Here is a 24,479-nt window from a genome sequence, read left to right as displayed (position 1 = left end):
GCGACGCTCAGACGATCTCGAACACGTGGATGCCCGGTCCGTAGGCAGTGAACACCGTGCCGACGGACCGGTGCCGCTCGTGGTCGCGGTGCTTCTCGCTCGACCAGACCAGGCGGTAGGCCTCGACGTCGCCGTGCGCCGGGAGGGTCATGTCGCGGGTGCGTCCACTGCCGTGGACGATCACGAGCACGCGGTCGTCGGGTTCGTCCTCCGGCGTCGACTCGGCGAAGTACTGCAGCGCCCGGTGCGTCGGCTCGTCCCATCGGTCGTCCGTCATCGGGGTGCCGTCGGTCGCGTACCAGGTCATCCTGGTCGCCGAGGGCGTGTCGGCGCCGTCGGTGCCGAAGCGCGACGGCCGGAGGGCCGGGTGCGCCGCCCGGAAACGCACGAGGGCGGCGGTCTGCTCGACCATCCACTCGACGTCCGGGTCCGGGCTCCAGTCGACCCACATCGACGCGTCCGTGATGGCGTACGGGTTGTTGTTGCCGTGCTGGGTCCGACCTCGTTCGTCGCCGGCGGTGATCATCGGCACGCCCGCGGACAGCAGCAGCGTGCCCATGAGGTTCCGGAGGGACCGTTGCCGTGCGGCACGGACCCCGCGGTCGTCGGTCGGCCCCTCCACGCCGTGGTTGAACGAGCGGTTGTCGTCCGTGCCGTCGCGGTTGTCCTCGCCGTTCGCCTCGTTGTGCTTGTGGTCGTACGACACGAGGTCACGCATCGTGAAGCCGTCGTGCGCCGTGACGAAGTTCACCGCCGCCGTGGGGCCACGGTCGGCGCCGAAGACGTGACGGGACCCGGCGAGCACACCCGCGAGGGCACCGATGCCCGTCATCGGGCTGCCGTCGCGGCGCTCCCGGGCGATGTCGGTGAGCCAGAACTGCCGGACCGTGTCGCGGAAGCCGTCGTTCCACTCGGCGATGCGCGGGCCGAAGGCACCCGTCCGCCAACCGTCCGGCCCCACGTCCCAGGGCTCGGCGATGAGCTTGACGTCCTGCAGGAGCGGGTCGTCGCGCAGGCGTTGCAGGAGCGGGTGTGCGGGGTCGAACCGGTGGTGGGCGTCCCGTGCCAGGGCCGCCATGAGGTCGAACCGGAACCCGTCGACCTGGACCTCGCGTGCCCAGTACCGCAGGCTGTCGATGACGAGGTCCGCGATCGCCGGCTGGGAGGTGTCCAGGGTGTTGCCGCATCCGGAGGTGTCGAAGTACCGCTCCGCGCCCGCCGCTGGTTCCTCCGCCCAGCGGTACGCCGTCGCCCCGTCGAGCCCGCGCAGTCCGGACGTCGGGCCGCCGAGGCCCTCTTCCGCCGTGTGGTTGTAGACGACGTCGAGCACGACCTCGATGCCGGCTTCGTGCAGGAGCCGGACCATGCCCTTGAACTCGCGCAGCACCGCGGTCGCCCCGGCCGCCCGGGCGCTCGCCGAGGCGTAGGGCGCGTGCGGGGCGTGGAACCCGAGCGTGTTGTACCCCCAGGCGTTCTCGCGCCCGGCTCGCCGGAGCCACTCCTCGGAGCGGAAGGCGTGCACGGGCAGGAGCTCGACCGCGGTCACCCCGAGCCGCCGGAGGTGGGCGATCGTGCTCTCGTGCGCCAGTCCCGCGTAGGTGCCGCGCAGGTGTTCGGGCAGGGCCGGGTTACCGGCGGTCAGGGTGCGGACGTGTGCCTCGTACAGGACGGTCCGGTCGATGGGCGTGCCCGGCTTCGGCACGCCGCCCCAGTCGAAGCCCTCGTCCACCACGACCGAGGTCCAGCCGTCGCCGGCCGGCTCGATCCCGCGCGCGTACGGGTCGAGCAGCGGACGGAGGGGGTCGAAGTCGTCACGGGCACCCCGTGGTCCGTCCGCGAGCAGGTGGTAGGTGTCGCCCACACGGGCGCCGTCGGCGCGGCCGGTCCAGACGCCGCCGTCGCGCTGCAGGGGGACGCGGATCGGACCGTGGGTCGCGGAGGCGTCGACCACGAGGGTCACTGCGGTCGCGGTGGCGGAACGGACGGCGAACGACGCGCCGTCAGCGTCGGGACGGAGCCCCGGCTCGGGCACGATGTCGACGGTCTGCACCCGATCAAGGCTAGCGAGCGACCGGCGTACCCTGTGGAGGCGCCCACGGCCGGGGGCGCGAGGACGCACCACCCGGGAGGCACCGTGCCGGTCTACCTCGACCACGCTGCGACGACGCCGATGCTGCCCGCCGCGCTCGCCGAGTACACGCGTGCGCTGTCGGTGGTCGGCAATCCCGCGTCCATCCACAGCGCGGGCCAGGGGGCGCGCACGACGCTCGAGACCGGCCGCGAACGGGTCGCCCGCTCGCTCGGCGCCGATCCCGTCGAGGTCGTCTTCACCTCCGGTGGCACGGAGAGCGTCAACCTCGGCGTCAAGGGCCTGTACTGGGCCCGGCAGCGCGACGCCCGTCGACCACGCGTCGTGGTACCCGCCGGGGAGCACCACGCGACCGTCGACACCGTCGAGTGGCTCGCCCGGCACGAGGGCGCGGTCGTCGACGTGGTCCCGCTCGACGAGCGGGGTCGCCTCGACCTCGTCGCCCTGAAGGCGGCGCTCGCCGATCCCGCGGACGTCGCCCTGGTCACGTTCCTGTGGGCCAACAACGAGGTCGGCACGATCCAGCCCGTGGCCGACGTCGTCCGCCTGGCGCACGCGGCGGGCGTGCCCGTCCACTGTGACGCGGTCTCGGCGTTCGGCCAGGTGCCCGTCGACTTCCACAGCAGCGGTGTCGACGCCATGAGCGTCTCGGCGCACAAGATCGGCGGCCCCGTCGGGATCGGTGCGCTCGTCCTGTCGCGGACCGCCGTGGTCGAGCCGCTCCTCCACGGTGGTGGGCAGCAGCGACAGGTCCGGTCCGGGACGCAGGACGCGGCGGCGGCCGCGGCGTTCGGCGTCGCCGCGTCGGCGCCCCACCCGGACCTCACGCCGCTCCGGCAGGCGCTCGTCGCCGGGGTCGCGGAGCGCGTGCCGACCGCGGTGCTGCGCGGCGACCCGGTGGACCGCTTGCCGGGGAACGCGCACTTCACGTTCCCGGGGTGCGAGGGGGACTCCCTGCTGTTCCTGCTCGACGCGGCAGGCGTCGCGGTCTCGACGGGGTCGGCGTGCCAGGCCGGGGTGCCCGAGCCCTCGCACGTCCTGCTCGCCATGGGCCTGTCCGAGGAGACCGCGCGCGGCGCGCTGCGGATCACCCTCGGGCACACGAGCACGGCGGACGACGTGACCGCGTTCCTCGATGCACTGCCCGACGCGGTCCGACGAGCCACCCGCGCGGGCATGGCCGGACACGCGCCCGCCATCGGCGCCCGCTGAGGCCGCCAGCCGGGACGACGGTGGCGCGGACGGTGCCGCCGCGCATGCTCCACTGCCGACCCCGGCCGCGGGGACGGTGGCGGCTGGGCCGGTAGGCTTGTCGATCATGGTCGAACTGGACATCAGCGAGCAGATCTCCGCCCTCCGCGAGACGTTCGGGAACATCCGCTCGGTGGTCGACGTGGACCGCCTCGAGCGTGAGATCGCCGAGCTGAGCGAGCAGGCGGGCGCGCCTGATCTGTGGGACGACACCGCGCACGCGCAGCAGGTGACGAGCGCGTTGAGCCACCGGCAGGCCGAGCTCAAGAAGATCACCGAGACCGAGCAGCGCCTCGACGACCTCGAGGTCCTCGTCGACATGGCGAACGAGGCCGAGGACGAGGAGAGCGCGCAGGAGGCCCGCGACGAGCTGACCGCCCTCTCGCGGACGATGGGCGAGCTCGAGGTGCAGACGCTCCTCGACGGCGAGTACGACGCACGCCCGGCCGTCATCACGATCCGCGCCGGCGCGGGCGGCGTCGATGCCGCGGACTTCGCCGAGATGCTCCTGCGCATGTACCTCCGGTACGCCGAGCAGCACGGATTCCCGGTCCAGGTGATGGACACCAGCTACGCGGAAGAGGCCGGGATCAAGTCCGCGACGTTCGAGGTCGACGCCCCGTACGCGTTCGGCAACCTGTCGGTCGAGGCCGGCACGCACCGCCTCGTCCGGATGTCGCCGTTCGGCGCCGCCGGCAAGCGCCAGACGTCCTTCGCCGCGGTCGAGGTCATCCCGCTCATGGAGGAGACCGAGGCCATCGACATCCCCGAGAACGACATCCGGGTCGACGTGTTCCGGTCCTCCGGCCCGGGTGGACAGTCGGTGAACACGACGGACTCCGCCGTCCGCCTGACGCACATCCCGACCGGCACCGTCGTCTCGATGCAGAACGAGAAGTCCCAGATCCAGAACCGCGCCGCGGCGATGCGCGTGCTGCAGTCGCGCCTCCTGCTCCTCAAGAAGGAAGAGGAGAACGCGAAGAAGAAGGAGCTCGCCGGGAACATCACGGCGAGCTGGGGGGACCAGATCCGCTCGTACGTGCTCGCGCCGTACCAGATGGTCAAGGACCTCCGGAGCGAGTACGAGGTCAACAACCCGAGCGCCGTGTTCGACGGTGACCTCGACGGCTTCCTCAATGCCGGGATCCGGTGGCGCAAGCGCGGCGACGCCTGACAGGCACCGCGCCAGCGTTGCGCGTCGCCGCCTGCGACGGACGCGCCGGGACCGGCCCCGTCCCTCCCGGCCGCGAACCGCGCGCCTGACTTGCGTTCCGAGGAACGGCACCTACCCTGATCGGGTCATGATCAGATTCGACCAGGTCACCAAGGTGTATTCGGGCAACCCGAATCCGGCGCTCAACGACCTCACCCTCGAGATCCTCAAGGGCGAGTTCGTGTTCCTCGTCGGGGCCTCCGGCTCCGGCAAGTCCAGCTTCTTGCGGCTCGTCCTCAAGGAGGAGCGCCCCACCAAGGGTCAGATCCACGTCCTCGGGCAGCGGCTCGGCTCCCTGTCATCGCGCAAGGTCCCCTATTTCCGCCGCAACCTCGGGGTGGTGTTCCAGGACTTCCGGCTCCTGCCCAACAAGAACGTCTTCGACAACGTCGCGTTCACGCTGCAGGTGATCGGCAAGAGCAAGGGGTTCATCGGCGAGGCGGTGCCGGACGTGCTCAAGATGGTCGGACTGTCGGGCAAGGCGAACCGCCTGCCGCACGAGCTCTCCGGTGGTGAGCAGCAGCGCGTCGCGATCGCCCGTGCGGTCGTGAACAAGCCCGCGATCCTGCTCGCGGACGAGCCGACGGGCAACCTCGACCCGACGACCTCGGCGGGCATCATGGCCCTGCTCGAGCGCATCAACCAGGGCGGGACCACCGTGCTCATGGCGACGCACGACGCCGGCATCGTGAACCAGATGCAGCGTCGCGTGATCGAGCTGTCGGCGGGCAACGTGCTCCGCGACGAGCAGTCCGGTGGCTACCAGACGCAGGCGGTGCCGATCGTGCGGCAGCAGCCGGTGTCGACCACCACGGGCATCCAGACGCTGCCGGGGATCGTCCGATGAGGCTCGGGCTCGTCATGTCGGAGGTCGGCTCCGGCCTCCGCCGCAACGCGTCCATGGTCGTGTCGGTCGTGCTCGTGACGTTCATCTCGCTGACGTTCGTCGGCACCGCGATCCTGCTGCAGATGCAGATCACCCAGATGAAGGGGTACTGGTACGACCGGGCGCAGGTCGCCGTCTACCTGTGCACCGACACGGACACCACGGGGAACTGCACCGGGGCGAAGGCGACGGCGGACCAGCGTCAGCAGGTCGAGGAGCAGCTCCGCTCGTCGACACTCAAGCCGTTCATCCAGAAGACCTACTTCGAGACGCAGGACCAGGCGTACACACGCTTCAAGTCGCAGTTCAAGGACTCCCCGGCGACCGAGTTCGTCAAGCCGCAGTACCTCAACGAGACCTTCTGGGTGAACCTCAAGGACCCGTCACAGTCCGACGTGCTCATCGAGAGCCTGTCGAAGCTCGCGGGGGTGCAGAGCGTCGTCGACCAGCGGGGGTACCTGCAGCCGATCTTCTCGGTGCTCAACGCGTCGTCGTACACGGCGGTCGGCATCGCGGCCCTCATGCTCGTGGCGGCGGTGCTCCTCATCGCGACGACCATCCGGTTGTCGGCGTTCTCGCGACGTCGAGAGCTCGGCATCATGCGGCTGGTCGGTGCGTCGAACCGGTTCATCCAGACACCGTTCATCCTCGAGGGGGTGATCGCCTCGCTCATCGGGGCGGTCCTCGCCGGGGGAGCGATCGTCGCCGTCGTCTGGTTCTTCGTGCGCGGCTACCTGGCGACGCGGTTCACGGGCACGCCGTTCATCGGCATGAGCGAGACGGTGCTGGTGGTGCCGGCGGTGGTGGTCATCGGCGGCATCCTGGCGGCGCTGTCCGCGAGCGTCGCGATCCGGCGGTACCTCAAGGTCTGACCTTCCCGCGCGCTGCTGCGGCTGTCGTTCGGGGAAGCGTGGGTGGTCGACACCGGTTGGGTAGACTGGGCGGCCGCCACACACCGGTGGCCGGCGGAGAGGACTCGACATGCCGAAGGAACGCGGGGAGAAGGTCGTCGCGACGAACCGGCGCGCGCGGCACGACTACCTCATCGAGGACACGTACGAGGCCGGCATCGTGCTCTCGGGCACCGAGGTGAAGTCGCTGCGACAGGGCCGGGCCTCGCTCGTCGACGGGTACGCCTTCATCGACGGCGGTGAGGCCTGGCTCGACGCCGTGCACATCCCCGAGTACACCGAGGGCACCTGGAACAACCACGCGCCCCGCCGCAAGCGCAAGCTGCTCCTCCACAAGCAGCAGATCGTCAAGATCAGCCACAAGACGAAGGAGGGCGGCTACACACTCGTCCCCCTGCAGATCTACTTCTCGGATGGCCGGGCCAAGGTCGAGATCGCCGTGGCGAAGGGCAAGCGCGAGTACGACAAGCGGCAGGCGCTGCGTGAGCGCCAGGACCGCCGTGAGGCCGAGCGCGCGATCTCGACGCGCGGGCACCTCGGGGAGTGACGAGGCGGGCCTCCCGAGCCGTTCGCTCCGGCGCCGTTCGCCCCGGGCGGACCCGGGAGGACCGTGCTGGCCTGGCAGGGTCCGGTGTGAGCGCGCTAGACTGGGCAACCGCCTCCACCACGAGGCGTGTGGTGCCGCTCACGCGGCGCTGACAACTCCACAGTGTGACAGTGGCCCTCCGTCATGGGGATGATCGGTTTCGACATCGCCTGCGTGCCGACGGGAAGCGGGCCGAGGATCCACGGTCATCTCGTCAACGATCCGTGGAAAACAACAAGTGCCAATTCCAAGCGCACTGACTTCGCTCTCGCTGCGTAAGCAGTAGAGCCACATGAAGTCCGTCGGCCGGGTGATCGTTCCCTATCCCGTGTCCGGCGTCATCCAGGGGACTCGCTGCGTGATTCCGTCCGGAGGTCACGCGGGACTTGCATCCGGGCTGGGCTCGTCGTCCTAGAAGCCAGTAGCAAAGGGCGGAGTCGAGCAGAACGCCTCATCTGGCTACGCCCGTAGAAGACGTCGAATCACAGCGATGGACGGGGGTTCAATTCCCCCCATCTCCACCACTGCGGATCGATCCGCGGGGTCACTGTCACACACGTGGTCGTCCGAGGCCGCACCGGTTCCGCTCTGCGGGCGCCGGTGCGGCCTCGGACGTCTCAGCCCCCATCTCCAGCGCCCAGAAGTTCTCCAGCGCCCAGCGGTTCTCCGGGGCCCGGCGGTTCTCCGGGGCCCGGCGGTTCTCCGGGGCTCATCAGTGCTCGGAGACCCAGGTACTCCCGGCCTGGGTACCTGCGAGGCCGGGTTCCTGTGGGCTGCCTGCGTAGCACGATCGATCGAGCGCCTCCCGTCGGTAGCGTCGGCGTCGGGTCGGCGGACGCCGGTCCGCTCGCTCACACGAGGGTCCCGCGGTGCGGGTGGCCCGTCGACGGGAGGACGCACGTGCAGGAGATCGCGATCCGGGTCCGGCTCGCCGCTCGGGAGCGGCTCGGGCTGTCCGACTACGAGCGGACCGTGCAGGCCGTCGCCACGCTCGCCGCGGTCGTCCGCTGGCTGCCCACGCCGGAGGCGCGTCTCGTCCTGCGTGGTCGTGGCAGCGACCCGGTGCGGGTCGAGACCGTGAGCACCGCGAACGGCTTCGAGATGGTGCTCGTGCTCGATGACCGGTCCTCGGCCGTCGAGCGGGCGGCGGTGGTCGTCGCGTCGGCGATCGCGACCGCCGCACGGGAGCGGGTCGACGGTGCCGCAGGAGTCGTCGGCGAGCTCGACCGCCTCGATCGCAGTGCGCCGCGCGGTCGGAGTGTTGCCGAGCGGGCGCTTCGCCGGTTCCTCGAGGACGCCCGCACCGACGTGGTTGCCGGGCGTCTGACCGCACGCGTCCGGGCCGCGAGCGCGCTCGTCCGGTTGGCGGAGGACGGTGCGATGGTCGTCGTCGAGCGCGTGGTCGACCCCGCTGCCCCGGCGGTCGAGACGCACGTGGTCGACGACGTGCCCGAACCGGGGGACGCGGTGGTCGTCGCCGAGACACCGGACGAGGCGGCGCTCATGGCGGACGCGCCCGTCGTCGTGGGAGTCGTGCCGCAGGTCGCGGTCACCGAGGCCCCGCCGCTCCCCACGCCGCCTTCGGGCGAGCCGAGCATCGCTCCCGCGCAGCAGCCCGACCGGCTGAAGACGGACGCCTCGAAGCAGAAGGACGAGTCGAAGCAGAAGGACGAGTCGAAGCAGAAGGACCGGTCGAAGCAGAAGGACAAGTCGAAGCAGAAGGACAAGTCGCGGCAGAAGGACAAGTCGAAGCGGAAGGACCCGTCGGCGAAAAAGGACCGGTCGAAGAAGGGCGGGCCGAAGAAGGGCGGGTCGAAGAAAGGCCAGTGAACCTGTGGGATCGTACAGGCGCTGTGTTTCCATCCGGTTACGGCTGTGTTCCGATCGCGTTGCCTGAACGTTCACCGGGTGCGGATGGTGGAAGAGTCGCATAGTCCTCAGCAATCCGACACAGGAGCGACTTTGGCTACGACCACCACCACGACGACGCCGCCGGACACCGGACTCAAGCGCAACGTCGGCTTCATCGGGCTCATCTGGGCCTCGACCGGATCGATCATCGGTTCCGGGTGGCTCTTCGGTTCCCAGCATGCCCTCGAGGCAGCTGGTCCCTCGGCGATCATCTCGTGGGCGATCGGCGGTGTCGCGATCCTCGTGCTCGCACTCGTCCACGCCGAGCTCGGCGGCATGTTCCCGATCGCCGGAGGCACGGCTCGCTTCCCGCACATCGCGTTCGGTGGCGTCGCCGGCGCGTCGTTCGGTTGGTTCTCGTGGCTGCAGGCCGCGACCGTCGCCCCGATCGAGGTCGAGGCGATGATCAACTACGCGCAGCACTGGAAGTGGGCGCAGACCTTCGTCACGCCGTCGACGGGCGTCCTCACGGGCTCGGGCATCGCCGTCGCGATCTTCCTCATGCTGATCCTCACCGTCATCAACCTGTTCAGCGTCAAGATCCTCGCGAACACGAACTCCGCGGCGACCTGGTGGAAGGTCGGCATCCCCGTCCTCGTCATCATCGTGCTCGGGTTCTCCGGGTTCCACGGCAGCAACTTCACGGCCGCCGACGGGTTCGCTCCCGAGGGTGCGAAGGGCATCCTCGCCGCGGTCTCGACCTCGGGCATCATCTTCTCGTTGCTCGGGTTCGAGCAGGCCGACCAGCTCGCGGGTGAGTCGAGCAACCCGAAGCGTGACATCCCGCGCGCGGTCATCGGCTCGGTCGTCATCGGCCTCGTGATCTACCTGCTGCTCCAGATCTTCTTCCTCGGTGCGCTCAACCCGTCCGAGATCGGCCACACCTGGCTCTCCGGTGCCTACACGAAGTTCACCGGCCCGTTCGCGGACATCGCCATGGGCGCCGGGATCACCTGGCTCGCGGTCATCATCTACATCGACGCGGTCATCTCGCCCGGTGGCACCGGCCTCATCTACGTCACGGCGTCGTCGCGTGTCTCGTACGGCCTCAGCAAGAACGGGTACTTCCCGCGGGCGTTCGAGTGGATCACGAAGGGCGCGGTGCCGTGGTTCGGCCTCATCTTCGCCTTCGTCATCGGCGTCGTGTGCTTCCTGCCGTTCCCGTCCTGGCAGTCGCTCGTCGGCCTCATCACGAGCGCCTCGGTCCTCATGTACGGCGGTGCCCCGCTCGCCCTCGGTGCGTTCCGCAAGCGGATCCCGGACGCCGAGCGCCCCTACCGGCTGCCGGCCGCCAGCGTCCTCGCACCCCTGTCGTTCATCGTCGCGAACCTCATCATCCTGTGGACCGGCTGGTCCACGGACTGGAAGCTCGGGATCGCGGTGGCGCTCGGCTTCGTCATCATCATCCTGAACCGGGTGCTCGGTGGGAACCGTGCGGTCCAGCCGCGTTGGGACTGGCGGGCCGCGCAGTGGCTGTTCCCGTACCTCATCGGCATGGGTCTCATCGTGTTCCTCAGCGACTTCGGTCCGCTGAAGCACCCGTGGTTCCCGCTCTGGTGGGACATCGCGGTCACCGCGGTGTTCTCGATCGTGATCTACTACTGGGCCGTGAACAGCGCCTCGAGCCGTGAGGAGATCCTCCGCACCGCCGAGGACGTCCGCGAGACCGAGGAGACCAGCGTCGTCGACGCCGTGCCCACCCACTGATCGCGGTCTCCGCTCACATCGAACGGGAGGCGGTGCGCACGACGTGCGCACCGCCTCCCGTTCGTCGCTCCCGGACCCGTGATCGTGGCGCGGTCGAGCGTCAGAAGTCGGCGAGGTTGGCCCGGAGGCCGCCGTCACCGAACTCGCGACGGAGCAGACCGCGGCGACGGAGGACCGGGACGAGGTCCGCGAGCATCCGCGTGACCGCGACGGGGTGGAGGTCTCCGGAGAGGATGAAGCCGTCGTTGTCGGCGTCGTCGCCGAGCTCCTCGGCGAAGTCGGCGAACTCCTCCGCTGTGCCGACGAAGCCGGTGCGGTCCGCGAGCCGGCCCTTCCGTGCCTTGCGGGTCAGGAGCGCGCGGAGCGGGGCGTCCGGGGTGTCGCCGACGAGACCGCGGATCGTGCCCGCGGAGACGTGGTCGCCGAACAGTCCCGCGGGCAGGGGTGCGTCGAGGTCGAGCGTCGTGAGGTCCGTCTCGAGGTCGCTCGACTGGCCCATCGCCACGACGAGCAGGTCCTCGTCGCTCGGGTGCCGCGACGCGTCGACGAGCCGGTCGGCCTCGGTCGCCGAGGACACGATCTCCGGCTTCACGACGAACATCGTCCGGACGGCGCCCGGCGCCCGGCCTGCAGCGGCGGACGCCTCGGCGATGCGGGACCGGTACCCACGCACGGTGGCGGCGTCGAGCGGGGCGAGGGCGAGCTGCACGTCGGAGTGCGTGCCCGCGAACGCGAGCCCACGCCCCGAGCCGCCCGGCGAGACGATGACGGGGTCGTCCGCGAGCGGGAGCGCGTTGAGCGGACCGGTGACGTCGAAGTACGTGCCCTGGTGGCGTGAGCCGTCGGTGCGCTCGCCATCGGCGAAGTGCCACGTGTCGGTGTCGGCCACGACGGCGTCCTCGCCCCAGCTGTGCCACAGGTGCCGGATGACGCCGAGCCACTCCTCGGCGCGGTCGTACGCGGCGTCATGGGGCAGCGGCGCGGCGCCGACGTGCCGCGCGCTCCCGACGTCGGTGACGACGTTGAGCCCGAACCGGCCGCCCGACAGGTGCGCCAGGGTCGACGCCTGTCGGGCCGCCAGGTACGGCGGGGTGATGCCCGCGTTGACGGTCGGCACGACGCCGATGTGCTGGGTCGCTGCGAAGAGGTACGGCGCGAGCAGGAGCGGATCGTGCTTCGGGCCGCCGTACGCCTGCCGGATGCGCAGGTCGAGGGTCGACGGGTTGCCGAGCGAGATCGCGTCCTCGGCGATGACGAGGTCGAGGCCGGCCTGTTCGAGTGTCCGGGCGGACTGCTGGTACAGCTCCGGACGGGTCCAGTCGTACCCCCAGTCCCAGTCGGGCCGACCCCACCCCTGGGGGCCGAACCCGCGGGCGAAGAACCACCCGAAGTGCTGCATCCGTGGCATCAGATCTCCTCGAGCACGATGTGGGGAGCGCCGAACTCGCCGGACCGGACGTCTTCGTCCACGGTGACGGTCTCCGCGACCGGTGTCCGGCCTCCCGGACCGTCGGCGGGCAGAACGACCCCCGGCCCCTCGGCGGACCGGACCGCCGCCAAGCCGCGCTCGAGGTCGCGGATCAGGTCCTCGACGTCCTCGATGCCGACCGAGACGCGCAGCAGGCCCTCGTCGATGCCGGTTGCGGCGCGTTCCTCGGGCGTCCGCTGGGCATGCGTCGTCGACGCCGGATGCAGGATGAGTGACCGGACGTCGCCGAGGTGCGTCATGCGACTGAACAGGCCGAGTGCGTCGACGAACCGCTGGGCGGCGTCCCGTCCGCCCGCGAGCGAGAAGGCGAACACCGAACCGGCCCCACGCGGCAGGTAGCGCGTCGCGAGGTCGTGGTAGGGGTTGGACTCGAGCCCCGCGTGGTCCACGTTCGCGACCTCGGGCTGCGCGTCGAGCCACCGGGCGATCGTCAGCGCGTTCGCGCCGTGTCGCTCCATGCGCAGCGAGAGCGTCTCGACGCCCTGCTGGATGAGGAACGCGTTGAAGGGCGAGGGGGTGGGGCCGAGCCGTGCGGCGACGACGTCGCGTGCGTACACGACGAACGCCCGGTCGCCGTGGCGGTCGACGTGGCTCCGGCCGCCGAGCGCGCGGTCCGGTTCGGTCAGATGGGGGAACCGGCCGCCCGTGGCAGCCCAGTCGAAGCGACCGCCGTCGACGACGACCCCACCGATGGCGGAGCCGTGTCCCGCCAGGAACTTCGACGCGGAGTGCACCACGATGTCCGCGCCGTGCTCGAGCGGCCGGACGAGGTACGGCGTGGCGAGTGTGTTGTCGACGACCAGCGGTACGCCGTGCTCGTGCGCCACCGCGGCGACCATCGCGATGTCGAGGACGTCGTTCTTCGGGTTCGGGATCGACTCGCCGAACAGGAGCCGCGTCTCGGGGCGGATCAGCGCCCGCCAGGCGTCCGGGTCACGGGCGTCGTCGACGAAGTCCACGCTGATCCCGAGTCGTCCGAGGTTCTGCAGCAGGAGGCCGCGGGTGCCCTCGTAGATGCTCGACGCGGACACGACGTGGTCGCCGGCCTGCAGCAGACCGAGGAGCGCCACGGTCACCGCGGCCTGTCCGCTGCCGACGAGGATCGCCTCGACCCCGCGCTCGAGGACGGCGACGCGGCGCTCGAGCGACGCGTTCGTCGGGTTGCCGAGCCGCGTGTACGTGTACCCGGCGTCGTCGCCGGCGAACCGGTCGCGCGCCTGCCCGAAGTCGTCGAACAGGAAGCCGGACGACATGTGGATCGGGGTGATCCGCGCGCCGTGCGCCGAGTCGGGCACGACCCCGCCGTGCACCTGCTCGGTGCTGAACCCGAACCCCGCCGTCGCCGTGTCGCTCTCGGGCACGTCCCACCTCTCTCTGCCTCTGCCGGCGCACCTGCGCCCATCGGGCGATCCTCCCACTGCCGGAGCCGGGAGGCACGACCGGCGTCGTCCGGTTACGGCACCACCCCCACGACGAGCGTCCGCAGACCGACCGCGACCGCGTCGACGACCGCGCCGAGCGGGGCACGCGCCAGCCAGACGACGCCGAGTTCCACGAGCACGAACAGGACGTACCAGACCGCTGCGGGGAGCCGGTACTCGCTCGCGACGATGTGGAAGTCCGTCCGGACCGGAGCGCCGGTGGCGATCCAGCCGGCCACCCGCACGACCGACCGCACACCGTCGACGACAAACAGCGCGCCGATCGCAGCGACGACGAGCACGGTCCACTCCGAGGGACGCACCGCGACCCAGACGGCGACGGCCGCGAACCCGACGACGACCAGGACGCCGAAGGCGTTCCGGACGAACAGGACGGCGACCACGGCGGCGACGCCGAGGACGGCCGTCGTGAGCACGCGGTCGGCGTGGACGGACCCGATCACGAGCAGGGCCCCGGCCCAGAGCGGTGCCGAGTACCCGGCGTAGAGGTTGCCGAGCCGGACCGCCCACCGCACGGCGCGGGGGACGCGACCGAGGTCGACCCATGCCTCTCCCGAGCCGTCCGCGTGGAGGTCGATCCGGCGGATGCGGCCGCCGAACGGCACGACGACGACGCAGTGGCCGACCTCGTGCACGATGGTCGTGGCGATCCGGGCGACGCGTCCGACGGCGGGCACGAAGGGCAGCGCCGCCCCGACGAGCAGGGCGACCAGGAGCGCGGAGGACGGCACCGGGGGATCTTCGCGCACCCGGCCGATGTCGAGCCTGGGAACGCGGGGGGCGACCCCCGGCCGCCGCCGATCGGCGCTCCTGGTGGAGCCGCGGTGGCAGACGCCCGCCGGCATGGGGGACGTCCGCTCGGCGACCACGGCGCCGACGCGGAGTAGACGAGACAGGTGACGACGACCTCCCGATCCGACGCCGGCGACCAGGACACCGAGCGCGACCGGCAGCGGTGGCACGCGTTCGCGGTGTGCATCGCGGTCGCCGGGATCACGATCATCGACCTGTCGACGGTGAACGTCGCGCTGCCGTCGATCCAGCGGTCGCTCGGCGCGTCGAACTCGGAGCTGCAGCTCATCGTCGCCGGCTACGCACTGGCGTTCGGCCTGGCGCTCGTCCCGGCCGGGCGCCTCGGTGACCTCCGGAGCCGCCGGCTCATGTTCGTGGTCGGCCTGATCGCGTTCACGACCGCCAGCCTGTTGTGCGCGATCGCCCCGTCCATCCAGGTGCTCGTCGTCACGCGGATCCTGCAGGGCTTCGCCGCGGGGACGCAGATGCCCCAGGTGATCGGCCTGGTGCAGCAGCTGTTCCGTGGGGAGGAGCGCGGGCGCGCGTTCGGCATCTTCGGCGCGATGGTGGGCATCTCGACCGCGCTCGGTCCGACGATCGGCGGCGCGCTCATCGCCCTCGGCGGCGAACAGACCGGATGGCGCTACATCTTCTGGCTCAACGTCCCGTACGGCCTCGCGGCCCTGTACTTCGCGGTCCGCCTGCTGCCCCGGAAGCGCCAGGACCCGTCACGCGACCGCGAGCTCGACCTCGTCGGGATCGTCCTGCTCGGCGTCGCGGTCGTCACGCTCATGCTGCCGTTCGTGCTCACCTCGGGCACGGGCGACTCGCCCCTGCGGTGGCTCGCACTCGTCGGCACCGCGGTGTCCGGGGCCCTGTTCGTCTGGTGGGAGCGGCACTACGCGCACACGGGACGGTCCCCGGTCGTGCACTTCGACCTGTTCCGGCTGTCGTCCTACCGGAACGGCCTGCTCATCGCCGCGGTGTACTTCGCGGCGCTGCCGGCGACGTTCCTCATGGTGACCCTCTACCTGCAGGAGGGCCTGCACCTCGAGCCACTGTTCGCCGGCATGGTGAGCATCCCGTTCGCCGCCACGGCCGCCGCCGGCGCCTGGTTCGGCGGTCGCCTCGTCAACCGCATCGGCAGGGCGCTCGTCGTCTGGGGGCTCTGCGCGGTGGTCGTCGGGTTCGTGGCGCTGCTCGTCGCCGCGACCACGACCCCCGCGTCGATCACTCCATGGGCGATGGCGGGTGCGTTCCTCATCGGTGGCGCGGGCGGTGGCCTCGTCGTGTCGCCGAACCAGACCCTGACGCTCGCGCAGGTCCCCGTCGAGCACTCCGGTGTCGCGGGGTCGATGCAGCAGCTCGGCCAGCGCGTGGGCACCGCGATCGGCACGGCCGTCGCCACGAGCGTCTTCTACGGGATCGTGCGGAGCGAGGACCGGAAGGCGGGGGACCTCACGGCGTACCACGACGCGTTCCGCGCAGGCACGGCGTTCACCGTGGGACTCGTCGTGCTCGTGCTCGCGCTCGCGATCGTCGACCTCGTGTCGCGGAAGAAGCGCGGCGAGGAGACGCCCGTGCCGCAGGAGGCCTGAGACGTCGCCGGGTCGTCGCGCCTACCCGCGGATGGTGCGCACGACCGCGTCGTGCAGGAGCCCGTTCGTCGCGAGGGCGGTGCCGTGCCACGGGCCGGGCTCGCCGTCGAGCGACGTGAACCGCCCACCCGCCTCCTCGACCACGGGGACGATCGCCGCAATGTCCCACGGCTTCAGGTCGCCCTCGCCCGCGACGTCGAGGGTGCCCTCGGCGACCATCATGTAGGCCCAGGCCTCGCCGTAGGCACGGGTCCGCCAGACGGACCGGGACAACCGCAGGAGGCCGTCGAGCCGCCCGGCCTCGTCCCAGTCCTGGAGGCTCTGGTAGCTCACCGAGGCGTCCGCCAGCTCCGCCACTCCCGACACGCGCAGGGGACCCTCCAACGAGGAGGCCCCGAGTCCCGTCGCCCCCCACCACCGCTTGCCCATCGCGGGGGCGGACACGACGCCGACCCGGGGGACGCCGTCGACGGCCAGGGCGATGAGCGTCGCCCACACGGGCACGCCGCGCAGGTAGTTCGCCGTGCCGTCGATCGGGTCGATCACCCACTGCCGGTGTCCGGAACTCCTCGCGGTGGTCCCTGCGGCGGCGGTCGACTCCTCGCCGAGGAACGTGTCGTCGGGACGCTCGGCCGCGATCCGCTCGCGGAGGGCCGCCTCGACCGCCTGGTCGGCGTCGGTCACGTGCGTGCGGTCGGCCTTGACGTCGACGTGCAGGTCGGCCGCCCGGAAGCGGGCGAGGCTGATCGCGTCCGCCGTGTCGGCCAGGGAACGGGCGAACGCGAGGTCGGCGGCGAGGTCCACGCGCCGAGCCTACCGAGCACCGACGGTGCACCTGGCCCGGCCGTCCTTCCCCGCGAGATCGCGCCCGGTGCCGCTCGCAGACCGGTCGGAGCGGCAACGACTGCGATGGCGGCGGAAGGAGGGGAGAGGGGCAGGTCAGTCCGCGCCCGGGTCCAGCTCGCCCATGCCCGTGAGCAGCGCGCGGAACGAGTCGAGCCGCTCGATGCCCGTGGGGCCGAGCTCGCCGTCCTGGACCCGGTCGACGATCTCCCAGTCGTGCGCCTGGTCGAGCGGTATGCCGTCGGCGGGCTCGCGGACCGGCACCGCGTGCGCGGCGAACGCGCGGAACACGTTCTCGGGCTGCACGTGCCCGAGGCCGAACGACCGCACGCCGGGGGTGTCGATGATCCAGCCGCCGCCGTGCACCGGCAGCGCGATCGAGGACGACGACGTGTGGCGCCCGCGTCCGGTGACCGCGTTCACGACGCCGGTCGCCCGGGAGGCCCCGGTCAGGGCGTTCACGAGCGTGGACTTGCCGACGCCCGAGTGTCCGACCGTCACCGTCACCTGGTCACGGAGCACGGCCGCGAACGCGTCGAACGGCACGTCACCCGCGGCGCTCGTGACGACGCGCAGGTCGAGGCACGCGAAGTGCGCGAGGAACGGCTCCGGGTCGGCGAGGTCGGTCTTCGTGATGCAGAGCACCGGGTCGAGCCCGGCGTCGAAGGCGGCCACGAGGTACCGGTCGACGAGCCGGGGCCGGGGCTCGGGGTCGGCCGCGGCGATGACGATGAGCATCTGGTCCGCGTTCGCGACGATGACGCGTTCGACGTCGTCCGTGTCGTCCGCGCTGCGGCGGAGGAACGTCGAGCGGTCCGCGACCTTCACGATGCGGGCGAGGGAGCCCTCGTCGCCGCTCACGTCGCCGACGAGCGACACGTGGTCACCGGTCACGACGGCCTTCTTGCCGAGCTCGCGCGCCTTCGTGGCGGTGATCACCCGGGCCTGGCCGGACTCGGCGTCGAGGGGACCGCCCCCGACGAGCACGCCGAACCGTCCGCGGTCGACGTTCGTCACCCAGCCGGGCGTGGCGTCCTCGTGGGTGGGGCGCTGCTTGGTGCGCGGACGACTGCCCTTCGGGTTCGGCCGCACCCGCACCGCGGACTCGTCGTACTGCCCGTACGGTTCGTCGAGGTCGTCGTCGTCCCCGCCGTCGAACCAGCTCATGCGCCCGACGTCGCCACGAGCGTGTCCCACAGCTCCGGGAACTGCGGCAGGGTCTTCGCGGTGGACCCGATGTCGTCGACCGCGACGCCGTCGACGACCAGACCGATGATCGCGCCCGCGGTCGCCATCCGGTGGTCCTCGTACGCGCCCCACGCCCCCCCGTGCAGCGGACGGGGCTCGATCCGGAGGCCGTCGTCGAGTTCCGTCACCGCGCCTCCGAGACCGACGACGTCGGCGGCGAGTGCGGCGAGCCGATCGGTCTCGTGTCCGCGCAGGTGCCCGATGCCGGTGACCGTCGACGGGCCCTCGGCGAGGGCCGCGAGCGCGACGAGCGCGGGCGCGAGCTCGCCGCCACGCGACAGGTCGAGGTCGACGCCGGGCAGCGACGCCCCGCCACGGACACCGACGCCGCCGTCGACGACCAGGTCCGCGCCGTCGCGCGAGACGGTCGCGCCCCAGTGCGGCAGGAGGGTCTCGAGGTCCGCGCCCACCTGGGTGGTGGCGGTCGGCCAGGTCCGGATGCGGACGGTCCCTCCGGCGACGAGCGCGGCCACCGCGAACGGTGCCGCGTTCGACAGGTCCGGCTCGATCGTGACGTCGCGGGCGGCGATCGGACCCGGGTGCACGTGCCAGACGCCCGTGTCGGGTTCGTCGACGACGACCCCACGGTCGCGGAGCGCCGCGACGGTCATCGCGATGTGCGGCATGCTCGGCAGCCGTTCCCCGCGGTGCCGGAGCAGCAGGCCCTCGTCGAAGCGGGGCGCCGACAGCAGGAGGCCCGACACGAACTGGCTCGAACGGCTCGCGTCGATCGTCAGCTCGCCACCGCGCACACCGCCCGTCCCGGTGAACGCGAACGGCAGGCTGCCCCCGCCGTCGTCGGTGACGTCCACACCGAGCGCGACGAGCGACGCGATGGTGGTGTCCATGGGGCGCCGGCGCGCGGACTCGTCACCGTCGAACACCACTGGACCGTCGGCGAGCGCGGCCAGGGGCGGGAGGAACCGCATCACGGTGCCGGCGAGGCCGCAGTCGACCCGGACGTCGCCGTGCAGCGGCGCGGGGGTCACGCGGAGGTCCGGGCCGTACGGGCCGGCCCCACCCGCCGGGTCGATCCGGACACCGAGCGCGCGGAGGGCGTCGACCATGAGCGCCGAGTCCCGCGAGTGCAGGGGGAGCCGGATCGTGGACGGACCGTCGGCGAGGGCCGCGAGCACGAGCTCGCGGTTCGTCAGGGACTTCGACCCGGGCAGGGCGACGTCGCCGTGGAGGGGACCGCGCGCCACGGGCGCCGGCCAGTCGTCACCGGCGGGGACAGAGCGGGAATCAACGGGAGCCTGCATCGGTTCCCCAGGATAGCGATGCGCGTGCCCCGCCTGCCTGGCGAGGTGCGTGCCGGACAGGAGGACCATGGCCACCGCGCTGACAACGGAGCGTCCACGGGTGCGGACGTTCCCGTCCGCGTCGACGTCGCTGATCGGGGACCTCGACGACGACCGCCGACTACGATGGCGGGCGATGACGAGCCAGGACGACGCGACGAACCCCGACGGTCCGCTCGGACGACCCCCGGTCGACGAGACGGAGGAGCAGCTCGACGCCGTCGAGGAGGAGTCCCTCGCGCTCGCCGAGACGGACGGTGCGGACGCGGTCACGACCCCCGACGCGCAGGAGCTCCGCCGGCTGTTCGAGGAGCAGGCGTTGCCGTTCATGGACCAGCTGTACGGCGCGGCGATGCGGATGACACGGAACCCGGCCGACGCGTCGGACCTCGTGCAGGAGACCTTCGTCAAGGCGTTCGCGGCGTTCCGGTCGTTCCGGCAGGGCACGAACCTCAAGGCCTGGCTGTACCGGATCCTGACGAACACGTTCATCAACAGCTACCGGAAGAACCAGCGGAACCCCTACCAGGGCACCATCGACGAGCTCGAGGACTGGCAGCTCGGCGGGGCGGAGAGCGTTACGCAGAGCATCTCGTCGCGCTCGGCCGAGGCCGACGCGATCGACCACCTGCCGTCGTCCGCGGTCAAGGACGCCCTGCAGGCGATCCCCGAGGACTTCCGGATGGCGGTCTACTTCGCCGACGTCGAGGGGTTCTCCTACCAGGAGATCGCCGACATCATGAAGACCCCGGTGGGCACGGTCATGAGCCGGCTCCACCGCGGCCGGCGCCTGCTCCGCGGGCTCCTGGCCGACCACGCACGAGAGACCGGTGTGGTGCCCGACGCAGCGTCGACGGAGACGATGCGCCCGCGGACCCGCACCACGAAGACGCCCGCCACGACGGGCCGGAGCACGGGGAGGAACGGACGATGAGCGGCTGCGACTGCTCGAAGGCCAAGGCGGAGCTCGAGGAGTTCCTGCACGACGAGCTCGAGCGCGACGACCTCGCGGACATCCGCGAGCACATGGCCGGCTGCGAGGACTGCTCGAGCGAGCACCGCGTCGGCGTGGTGCTCATGACGGCCGTGCAGCGCGCCTGCAAGGAGACCGCCCCGGAGGACCTGCGGACCCAGGTCATCGCCGCGCTGCGCGAGGCGCAGGCGACCCACTGACCCGACCGGGAGGCCCGCTCGCCGTCCGCCTCGTCGGCGGCGGTGCGGGGGGCCTCCCGGCCGGTCGGGGTCGGCGCCCGATCAGATGGTGAGCGCGCGGTCGATGACCTCGGCCGCCTCGCTCGCGGAGCGCTTCGACGACCCCGTCGCCGGAGCCGCGCTGGCGGGACGTGAGGACACCGAGAGCGGACGGCCGTCGAGGTGGCGCGACAGCGCCATGCAGACGAACGGCCAGGCGCCCTGGTTCTCCGGCTCCTCCTGCGCCCAGACGAGGTCCGCCTGCGGGTAGGAGCGGAGGGTCGCGAGGATCTGGTCGAGCGGGAGCGGCGCGAGCTGCTCGAGTCGGACGAGTGCGACGTCCTCGACCCCGCGCTTGGCGACCTCGGCAGCGAGGTCGTGGTGGATCTTGCCCGAGTGGAGCACGACCCGCCGTACGGCCTGGCGGTCGGCGATCCGCTGGTCGTCGATCACCTCGCGGAACCCGCCGGTGGTGAACTCCTCGACCGCGCTCGTCGCCTGCCGCATGCGGAGCATCGCCTTCGGCGTGAACACCACGAGCGGCTTCTGCGGACGCGCGTGGGCCTGCCGACGGAGCAGGTGGAAGTACGACGCCGGGGTCGACGGCCGCGCCACGACCATGTTGTCCTCGGCGCAGAGCTGCAGGTAGCGCTCGATCCGAGCCGAGGAGTGGTCCGGCCCCTGGCCCTCGTAGCCGTGGGGGAGGAGCAGCACGAGCCCGGACCGCTGGCCCCACTTCTGCTCGGCCGACGAGATGAACTCGTCGATCACCGTCTGCGCCCCGTTGGCGAAGTCGCCGAACTGGGCCTCCCACATGACGAGGGCCTCGGGCCGCTCCACGGAGTAGCCGTACTCGAACGCCATGGCCGCGTACTCACTGAGCGGCGAGTCGTAGATGTACAGCCGGCCCTGGTCCTCGGTGAGGTTCGCGAGGGGGAGCCACTCCTGGCCGTTGACGCGGTCGTGGAACACCGCCTGGCGCTGCACGAAGGTGCCTCGCCGGGTGTCCTGACCGGTGAGCCGGACCGGCTTGCCCTCGACGAGGAGGGACCCGATCGCGGCGAGCTCCGCGAACGCCCAGTCGATGCCGCCGCTGCGCGACATGTCGACGCGCTTGGTGAGCAGCTGCTGGAGCTTCGGGTGGACCGTGAACCCCGCCGGGTGGTTGTCGTGCGCGTCGCCGACGAGTCGGAGGACGTCCGCGCTCACCGCCGTCTCGTGCACCTCGTGCTCCGAGTCGTCGCGCTGCGCGGAGGGCCGTTCGAGGCCCTGCACCGCGCCGCCGTCCGCGGGGACGACCGGGATCGACCCCGTCTGTGCCTCGTGGGTCTCGGCGAACGCACGCTCGAGGCGGTCCTGGAAGTCCCGGTGCGCCTGGTCGTACTCGTCCTGCGTGATGTCGCCGCGACCGACGAGGGCGTCGGTGTACAGCGTGCGGACCGAGCGCTTCGCCTCGATGAGGTTGTACATGAGCGGCTGCGTCATCGACGGGTCGTCGCCCTCGTTGTGGCCGCGGCGGCGGTACGAGACGAGGTCGATGACGACGTCGCGGTGGAACTGCTGCCGGTACGCGAACGCGATCTCGGCGACGCGTGCCACGGCCTCCGGGTCGTCCCCGTTCACGTGGAAGACCGGCGCCTGGATCGTCTTGGCGACGTCGGTCGAGTACACCGACGACCGCGACGCGCTCGGCGACGTCGTGAACCCGACCTGGTTGTTCACCACGACGTGGACGGTGCCACCCGTGCGGTAGCCCCGCAACTGCGACAGCTGCAGGGTCTCGACGACCACGCCCTGTCCGGCCATCGCCGCGTCGCCGTGGACGAGCACCGGCAGGACACCGAAGGTGCCGATCGGGGTCCGGTCCTGCTTGCCGCGGACGATGCCCTCGAGCACGCCGTCGACGGCCTCGAGGTGCGACGGGTTCGCGGCGATGGTCACCGGGATCGCGGTGCCCTCAGCCGAGCGGAACACGCCCTCCGTCCCGACGTGGTACTTGACGTCGCCGGAGCCCTGGCCCGCGACGGCGCCGGGCAGCTGTGTCCCCTCGAACTCGCGGAAGATCTGCCCGTAGGTCTTGCCCGCGATGTTCGTGAGCACGTTGAGCCGACCACGGTGCGCCATGCCGATCGCGACCTCGTCGAGACCCTCGCGCGCGGACTCCTGGATGAGCGTGTCGAGGAACGCGATCATCGACTCGCTGCCCTCGAGGCTGAACCGCTTCTGGCCGACGTACTTCGTCTGCAGGAACGTCTCGAACGCCTCGGCCTCGTTGAGCTTGCCGAGGATCCGCAGCTGCTCGTCCTTGCCCGGCTTGGCGTACGGCACCTCGACGTGGTCCTGCATCCACCGGCGCTGGGCCGGGTCCTGGATGTGCATGTACTCCACGCCGATCGTGCGGCAGTACGAGTCGCGGAGGATCCCGAGGATGTCCCGGAGCGGCGCGCTCGTGGTGCCGGCGAGGCCACCCGTGACGAACTCGCGGTCGAGGTCCCAGAACGTCAGCCCGTGGTTCTCGATCTCGAGGTCCGGGTGGGTCCGCTGCTGGTACTCGAGCGGGTCGATGTCCGCCATGAGGTGTCCGCGCACCCGGAAGCTGTTGATGAGCTCCTGCACGCGGGCGGTCTTGTTGACCCGCGACGACAGGTCGACGTTGATGTCGTTCGCCCAGCGGATCGGCTTGTACGGGATCCGGAGCGCCGCGAAGATGCCCTCGTAGAAGCCGCGCTCGCCGATGAGCAGCTCGTGGACCGTCTTGAGGAACTCCCCGGACCCGGCGCCCTGGATGACGCGGTGGTCGTAGGTGCTCGTCAGCGTGATCGTCTTGCCGACCCCGAGCTCGACCAGGGTCTTCGGCGCGGACCCCTGGAACTGCGCCGGGTACTCGAGGGCACCGGCGCCGATGATCGACCCCTGCCCCTTCATGAGCCGCGGCACGGAGTGCACCGTGCCGATGCCGCCCGGGTTCGTCAGCGAGATCGTCGTGCCGGCGAAGTCCTCGGCCGTGAGCTTGTTCGCCCGCGCGCGCTTGACGAGGTCCTCGTACGCCGCGATGAACTGCGAGAACGTCAGGGTCTCGGCGCGCTTGATGCTCGGGACGAGCAGCGCACGGGTGCCGTCGGACTTCGGGACGTCGATGGCGATGCCGAGGCCGACGTGTGCCGGGGTCACGACGACGGGCTTCCCGTCCTGCTCGTCGTGGTAGACGTTCTGGCTCGGGAACTCCTGGATCGCCTTGACGAGCGCCCAGCCGATGAGGTGCGTGAAGGACACCTTGCCGCCGCGCGTCCGCCGCAGGTGGTTGTTGATGACGATGCGGTTGTCGATCATGAGCTTCGCGGGGATCGTCCGCACGCTCGTCGCGGTCGGCACCTGGAGCGAGGCCTCCATGTTCGCGGCGAGGGTCTTCGCCATGCCCCGCAGCGGCGTCCGGACGTCCTCGTGGGTCTCCTCGTGGTCGTCCCGCTCGTCGCTCGGATCGGCCGGGATCGGGGCCGGGGTCGGCTGCTTCGACGTCGTCCGTGCCGGCATCTGCGTCGACGAGGTACGCGGGGCGCCGCCGTCCGCGGCGCGCGCGGGCTGCGCGACCGGCGCGGCCGGCTCGACGGGACCCGCCGGGTCGGGAGCTGACCCGGCAGCCGGGGACGGGCCTCCCGGGCGGTCGTCGGACGCGCCCGCGTCGCTCACCTGCGTCCGGTGGTAGCTCTCGAGGACCGGCCACCAGGACCGGTCCACGGCGTCCCTGTCGACCAGGAACTGCTCGTAGAGCTCGTCCACCAGCCACTCGTTCGCGCCGAATTCGCCTGCGGTCTCGTCCGATGTCCCCGTCAGATGGCTCGACACAGCCGATCGCCCACTCTCCGTCGATTGATGCTGGTGCCGGTCGCACACACACGACCCGTGCACCGTGCGGGCAGCATCGCCCGCGCCCGTCAAGCCTAACCCGCCTGCGGGCCGCCTCGGCGGGAGCGCCCAGGGTGTCTGGACGGACCCGTCCGCGCCGGTGGCCGTCACCCCGCTG

The 24,479-nt window shown here is 71.4% G+C and carries 18 protein-coding genes and 1 other RNA gene; 11 read left to right on the top strand and 8 right to left on the bottom strand.

Annotated features, from left to right (window positions below):
• Positions 1-7 precede the first annotated feature (7 nt).
• Positions 8-2,050 carry a glycogen debranching protein gene (locus tag DEI88_RS09595; RefSeq protein WP_111071474.1) on the bottom strand — a complete coding sequence of 681 codons (2,043 nt, stop codon included), beginning with the start codon at positions 2,048-2,050 and terminating at the stop codon, positions 8-10.
• 84 nt (positions 2,051-2,134) lie between these two features.
• Here DEI88_RS09595 and DEI88_RS09590 point away from each other — a divergent pair, with 84 nt between their 5' ends.
• From DEI88_RS09590 to DEI88_RS09555, 8 genes are all read left to right on the top strand, one after another.
• On the top strand, positions 2,135-3,301 hold the full coding sequence (locus tag DEI88_RS09590; RefSeq protein WP_111071475.1) for a cysteine desulfurase family protein: 1,167 nt from the start codon (positions 2,135-2,137) through the stop codon (positions 3,299-3,301).
• Positions 3,302-3,407: 106 nt separating this feature from the next.
• Positions 3,408-4,514 (top strand): peptide chain release factor 2, encoded by a 1,107-nt coding sequence (gene prfB / locus DEI88_RS09585; protein WP_111009263.1) that lies wholly within the window; start codon positions 3,408-3,410, stop codon positions 4,512-4,514.
• Between the two features lie 127 nt (positions 4,515-4,641).
• On the top strand, positions 4,642-5,400 hold the full coding sequence (ftsE, locus tag DEI88_RS09580) for a cell division ATP-binding protein FtsE (RefSeq protein WP_111009262.1): 759 nt from the start codon (positions 4,642-4,644) through the stop codon (positions 5,398-5,400).
• Positions 5,397-6,311 carry a permease-like cell division protein FtsX gene (gene ftsX, locus DEI88_RS09575; protein ID WP_111009261.1) on the top strand — a complete coding sequence of 305 codons (915 nt, stop codon included), beginning with the start codon at positions 5,397-5,399 and terminating at the stop codon, positions 6,309-6,311. The genes ftsE and ftsX overlap by 4 nt, the downstream gene beginning before the upstream one ends.
• Before the next feature lie 109 nt (positions 6,312-6,420).
• Positions 6,421-6,897, top strand: coding sequence for an SsrA-binding protein SmpB (smpB, locus tag DEI88_RS09570; RefSeq protein ID WP_111013736.1), 477 nt, complete (start codon positions 6,421-6,423; stop codon positions 6,895-6,897).
• A 185-nt stretch (positions 6,898-7,082) separates the two neighbouring features.
• Positions 7,083-7,460, top strand: a transfer-messenger RNA (tmRNA) gene (gene ssrA / locus DEI88_RS09565).
• A gap of 376 nt (positions 7,461-7,836) precedes the next feature.
• Entirely contained in the window at positions 7,837-8,766 is a 930-nt protein-coding gene (locus DEI88_RS09560; protein WP_111071476.1) for a hypothetical protein, read from the top strand.
• 132 nt (positions 8,767-8,898) lie between these two features.
• Positions 8,899-10,554 (top strand): APC family permease, encoded by a 1,656-nt coding sequence (locus tag DEI88_RS09555; RefSeq protein WP_220035624.1) that lies wholly within the window; start codon positions 8,899-8,901, stop codon positions 10,552-10,554.
• Positions 10,555-10,654: 100 nt separating this feature from the next.
• Here DEI88_RS09555 and DEI88_RS09550 read toward each other — a convergent pair whose 3' ends face one another.
• The 3 genes from DEI88_RS09550 to DEI88_RS09540 form a co-directional block, all read right to left on the bottom strand.
• Positions 10,655-11,962, bottom strand: coding sequence for an LLM class flavin-dependent oxidoreductase (locus DEI88_RS09550; RefSeq protein WP_111071477.1), 1,308 nt, complete (start codon positions 11,960-11,962; stop codon positions 10,655-10,657).
• Positions 11,962-13,404 (bottom strand): O-acetylhomoserine aminocarboxypropyltransferase/cysteine synthase family protein, encoded by a 1,443-nt coding sequence (locus DEI88_RS09545; protein ID WP_258374946.1) that lies wholly within the window; start codon positions 13,402-13,404, stop codon positions 11,962-11,964. Before DEI88_RS09545 ends, DEI88_RS09550 begins: the two co-directional genes overlap by 1 nt.
• 92 nt (positions 13,405-13,496) lie before the next feature.
• The gene (locus tag DEI88_RS09540; RefSeq protein ID WP_181441175.1) at positions 13,497-14,216 is read right to left on the bottom strand and encodes a M50 family metallopeptidase; all 720 of its coding nucleotides are present in this window, start codon (positions 14,214-14,216) and stop codon (positions 13,497-13,499) included.
• A gap of 165 nt (positions 14,217-14,381) precedes the next feature.
• On the opposite strand from DEI88_RS09540, the gene DEI88_RS09535 reads away from it, so the two are divergent.
• Positions 14,382-15,875, top strand: a complete 1,494-nt coding sequence (locus DEI88_RS09535) for an MFS transporter (protein WP_111009256.1) — start codon at positions 14,382-14,384, stop codon at positions 15,873-15,875.
• A gap of 21 nt (positions 15,876-15,896) precedes the next feature.
• Here DEI88_RS09535 and DEI88_RS09530 read toward each other — a convergent pair whose 3' ends face one another.
• The 3 genes from DEI88_RS09530 to aroA all read right to left on the bottom strand — a co-directional run bounded on the left by DEI88_RS09530 (position 15,897) and on the right by aroA (position 19,228).
• Positions 15,897-16,679, bottom strand: a complete 783-nt coding sequence (locus tag DEI88_RS09530; protein WP_111048856.1) for an inositol monophosphatase family protein — start codon at positions 16,677-16,679, stop codon at positions 15,897-15,899.
• 135 nt (positions 16,680-16,814) lie between these two features.
• Complete coding sequence (gene rsgA, locus DEI88_RS09525; protein ID WP_111009254.1) at positions 16,815-17,885, bottom strand: ribosome small subunit-dependent GTPase A; 1,071 nt, start codon at positions 17,883-17,885, stop codon at positions 16,815-16,817.
• The gene (gene aroA, locus DEI88_RS09520; RefSeq protein WP_111071577.1) at positions 17,882-19,228 is read right to left on the bottom strand and encodes a 3-phosphoshikimate 1-carboxyvinyltransferase; all 1,347 of its coding nucleotides are present in this window, start codon (positions 19,226-19,228) and stop codon (positions 17,882-17,884) included. The genes rsgA and aroA overlap by 4 nt, the downstream gene beginning before the upstream one ends.
• A 67-nt stretch (positions 19,229-19,295) precedes the next feature.
• Here aroA and DEI88_RS09515 point away from each other — a divergent pair, with 67 nt between their 5' ends.
• Together DEI88_RS09515 and DEI88_RS09510 are read left to right on the top strand one after the other, a co-directional pair.
• Complete coding sequence (locus tag DEI88_RS09515; RefSeq protein ID WP_284158401.1) at positions 19,296-20,201, top strand: sigma-70 family RNA polymerase sigma factor; 906 nt, start codon at positions 19,296-19,298, stop codon at positions 20,199-20,201.
• Positions 20,198-20,440, top strand: coding sequence for a zf-HC2 domain-containing protein (locus DEI88_RS09510; protein ID WP_111009253.1), 243 nt, complete (start codon positions 20,198-20,200; stop codon positions 20,438-20,440). The genes DEI88_RS09515 and DEI88_RS09510 overlap by 4 nt, the downstream gene beginning before the upstream one ends.
• A gap of 81 nt (positions 20,441-20,521) precedes the next feature.
• On the opposite strand, the gene DEI88_RS09505 is transcribed toward DEI88_RS09510, so the two are convergent.
• Positions 20,522-24,301 (bottom strand): multifunctional oxoglutarate decarboxylase/oxoglutarate dehydrogenase thiamine pyrophosphate-binding subunit/dihydrolipoyllysine-residue succinyltransferase subunit, encoded by a 3,780-nt coding sequence (locus DEI88_RS09505; RefSeq protein WP_111048855.1) that lies wholly within the window; start codon positions 24,299-24,301, stop codon positions 20,522-20,524.
• Positions 24,302-24,479: the final 178 nt, after the last annotated feature.

It is taken from the genome of Curtobacterium sp. MCBD17_003, from assembly GCF_003234885.2.
Classification (GTDB): domain Bacteria; phylum Actinomycetota; class Actinomycetes; order Actinomycetales; family Microbacteriaceae; genus Curtobacterium.
Note: the sequence above shows the minus strand (reverse complement) of the source record. Positions and strands in the feature narration are given on the sequence as shown.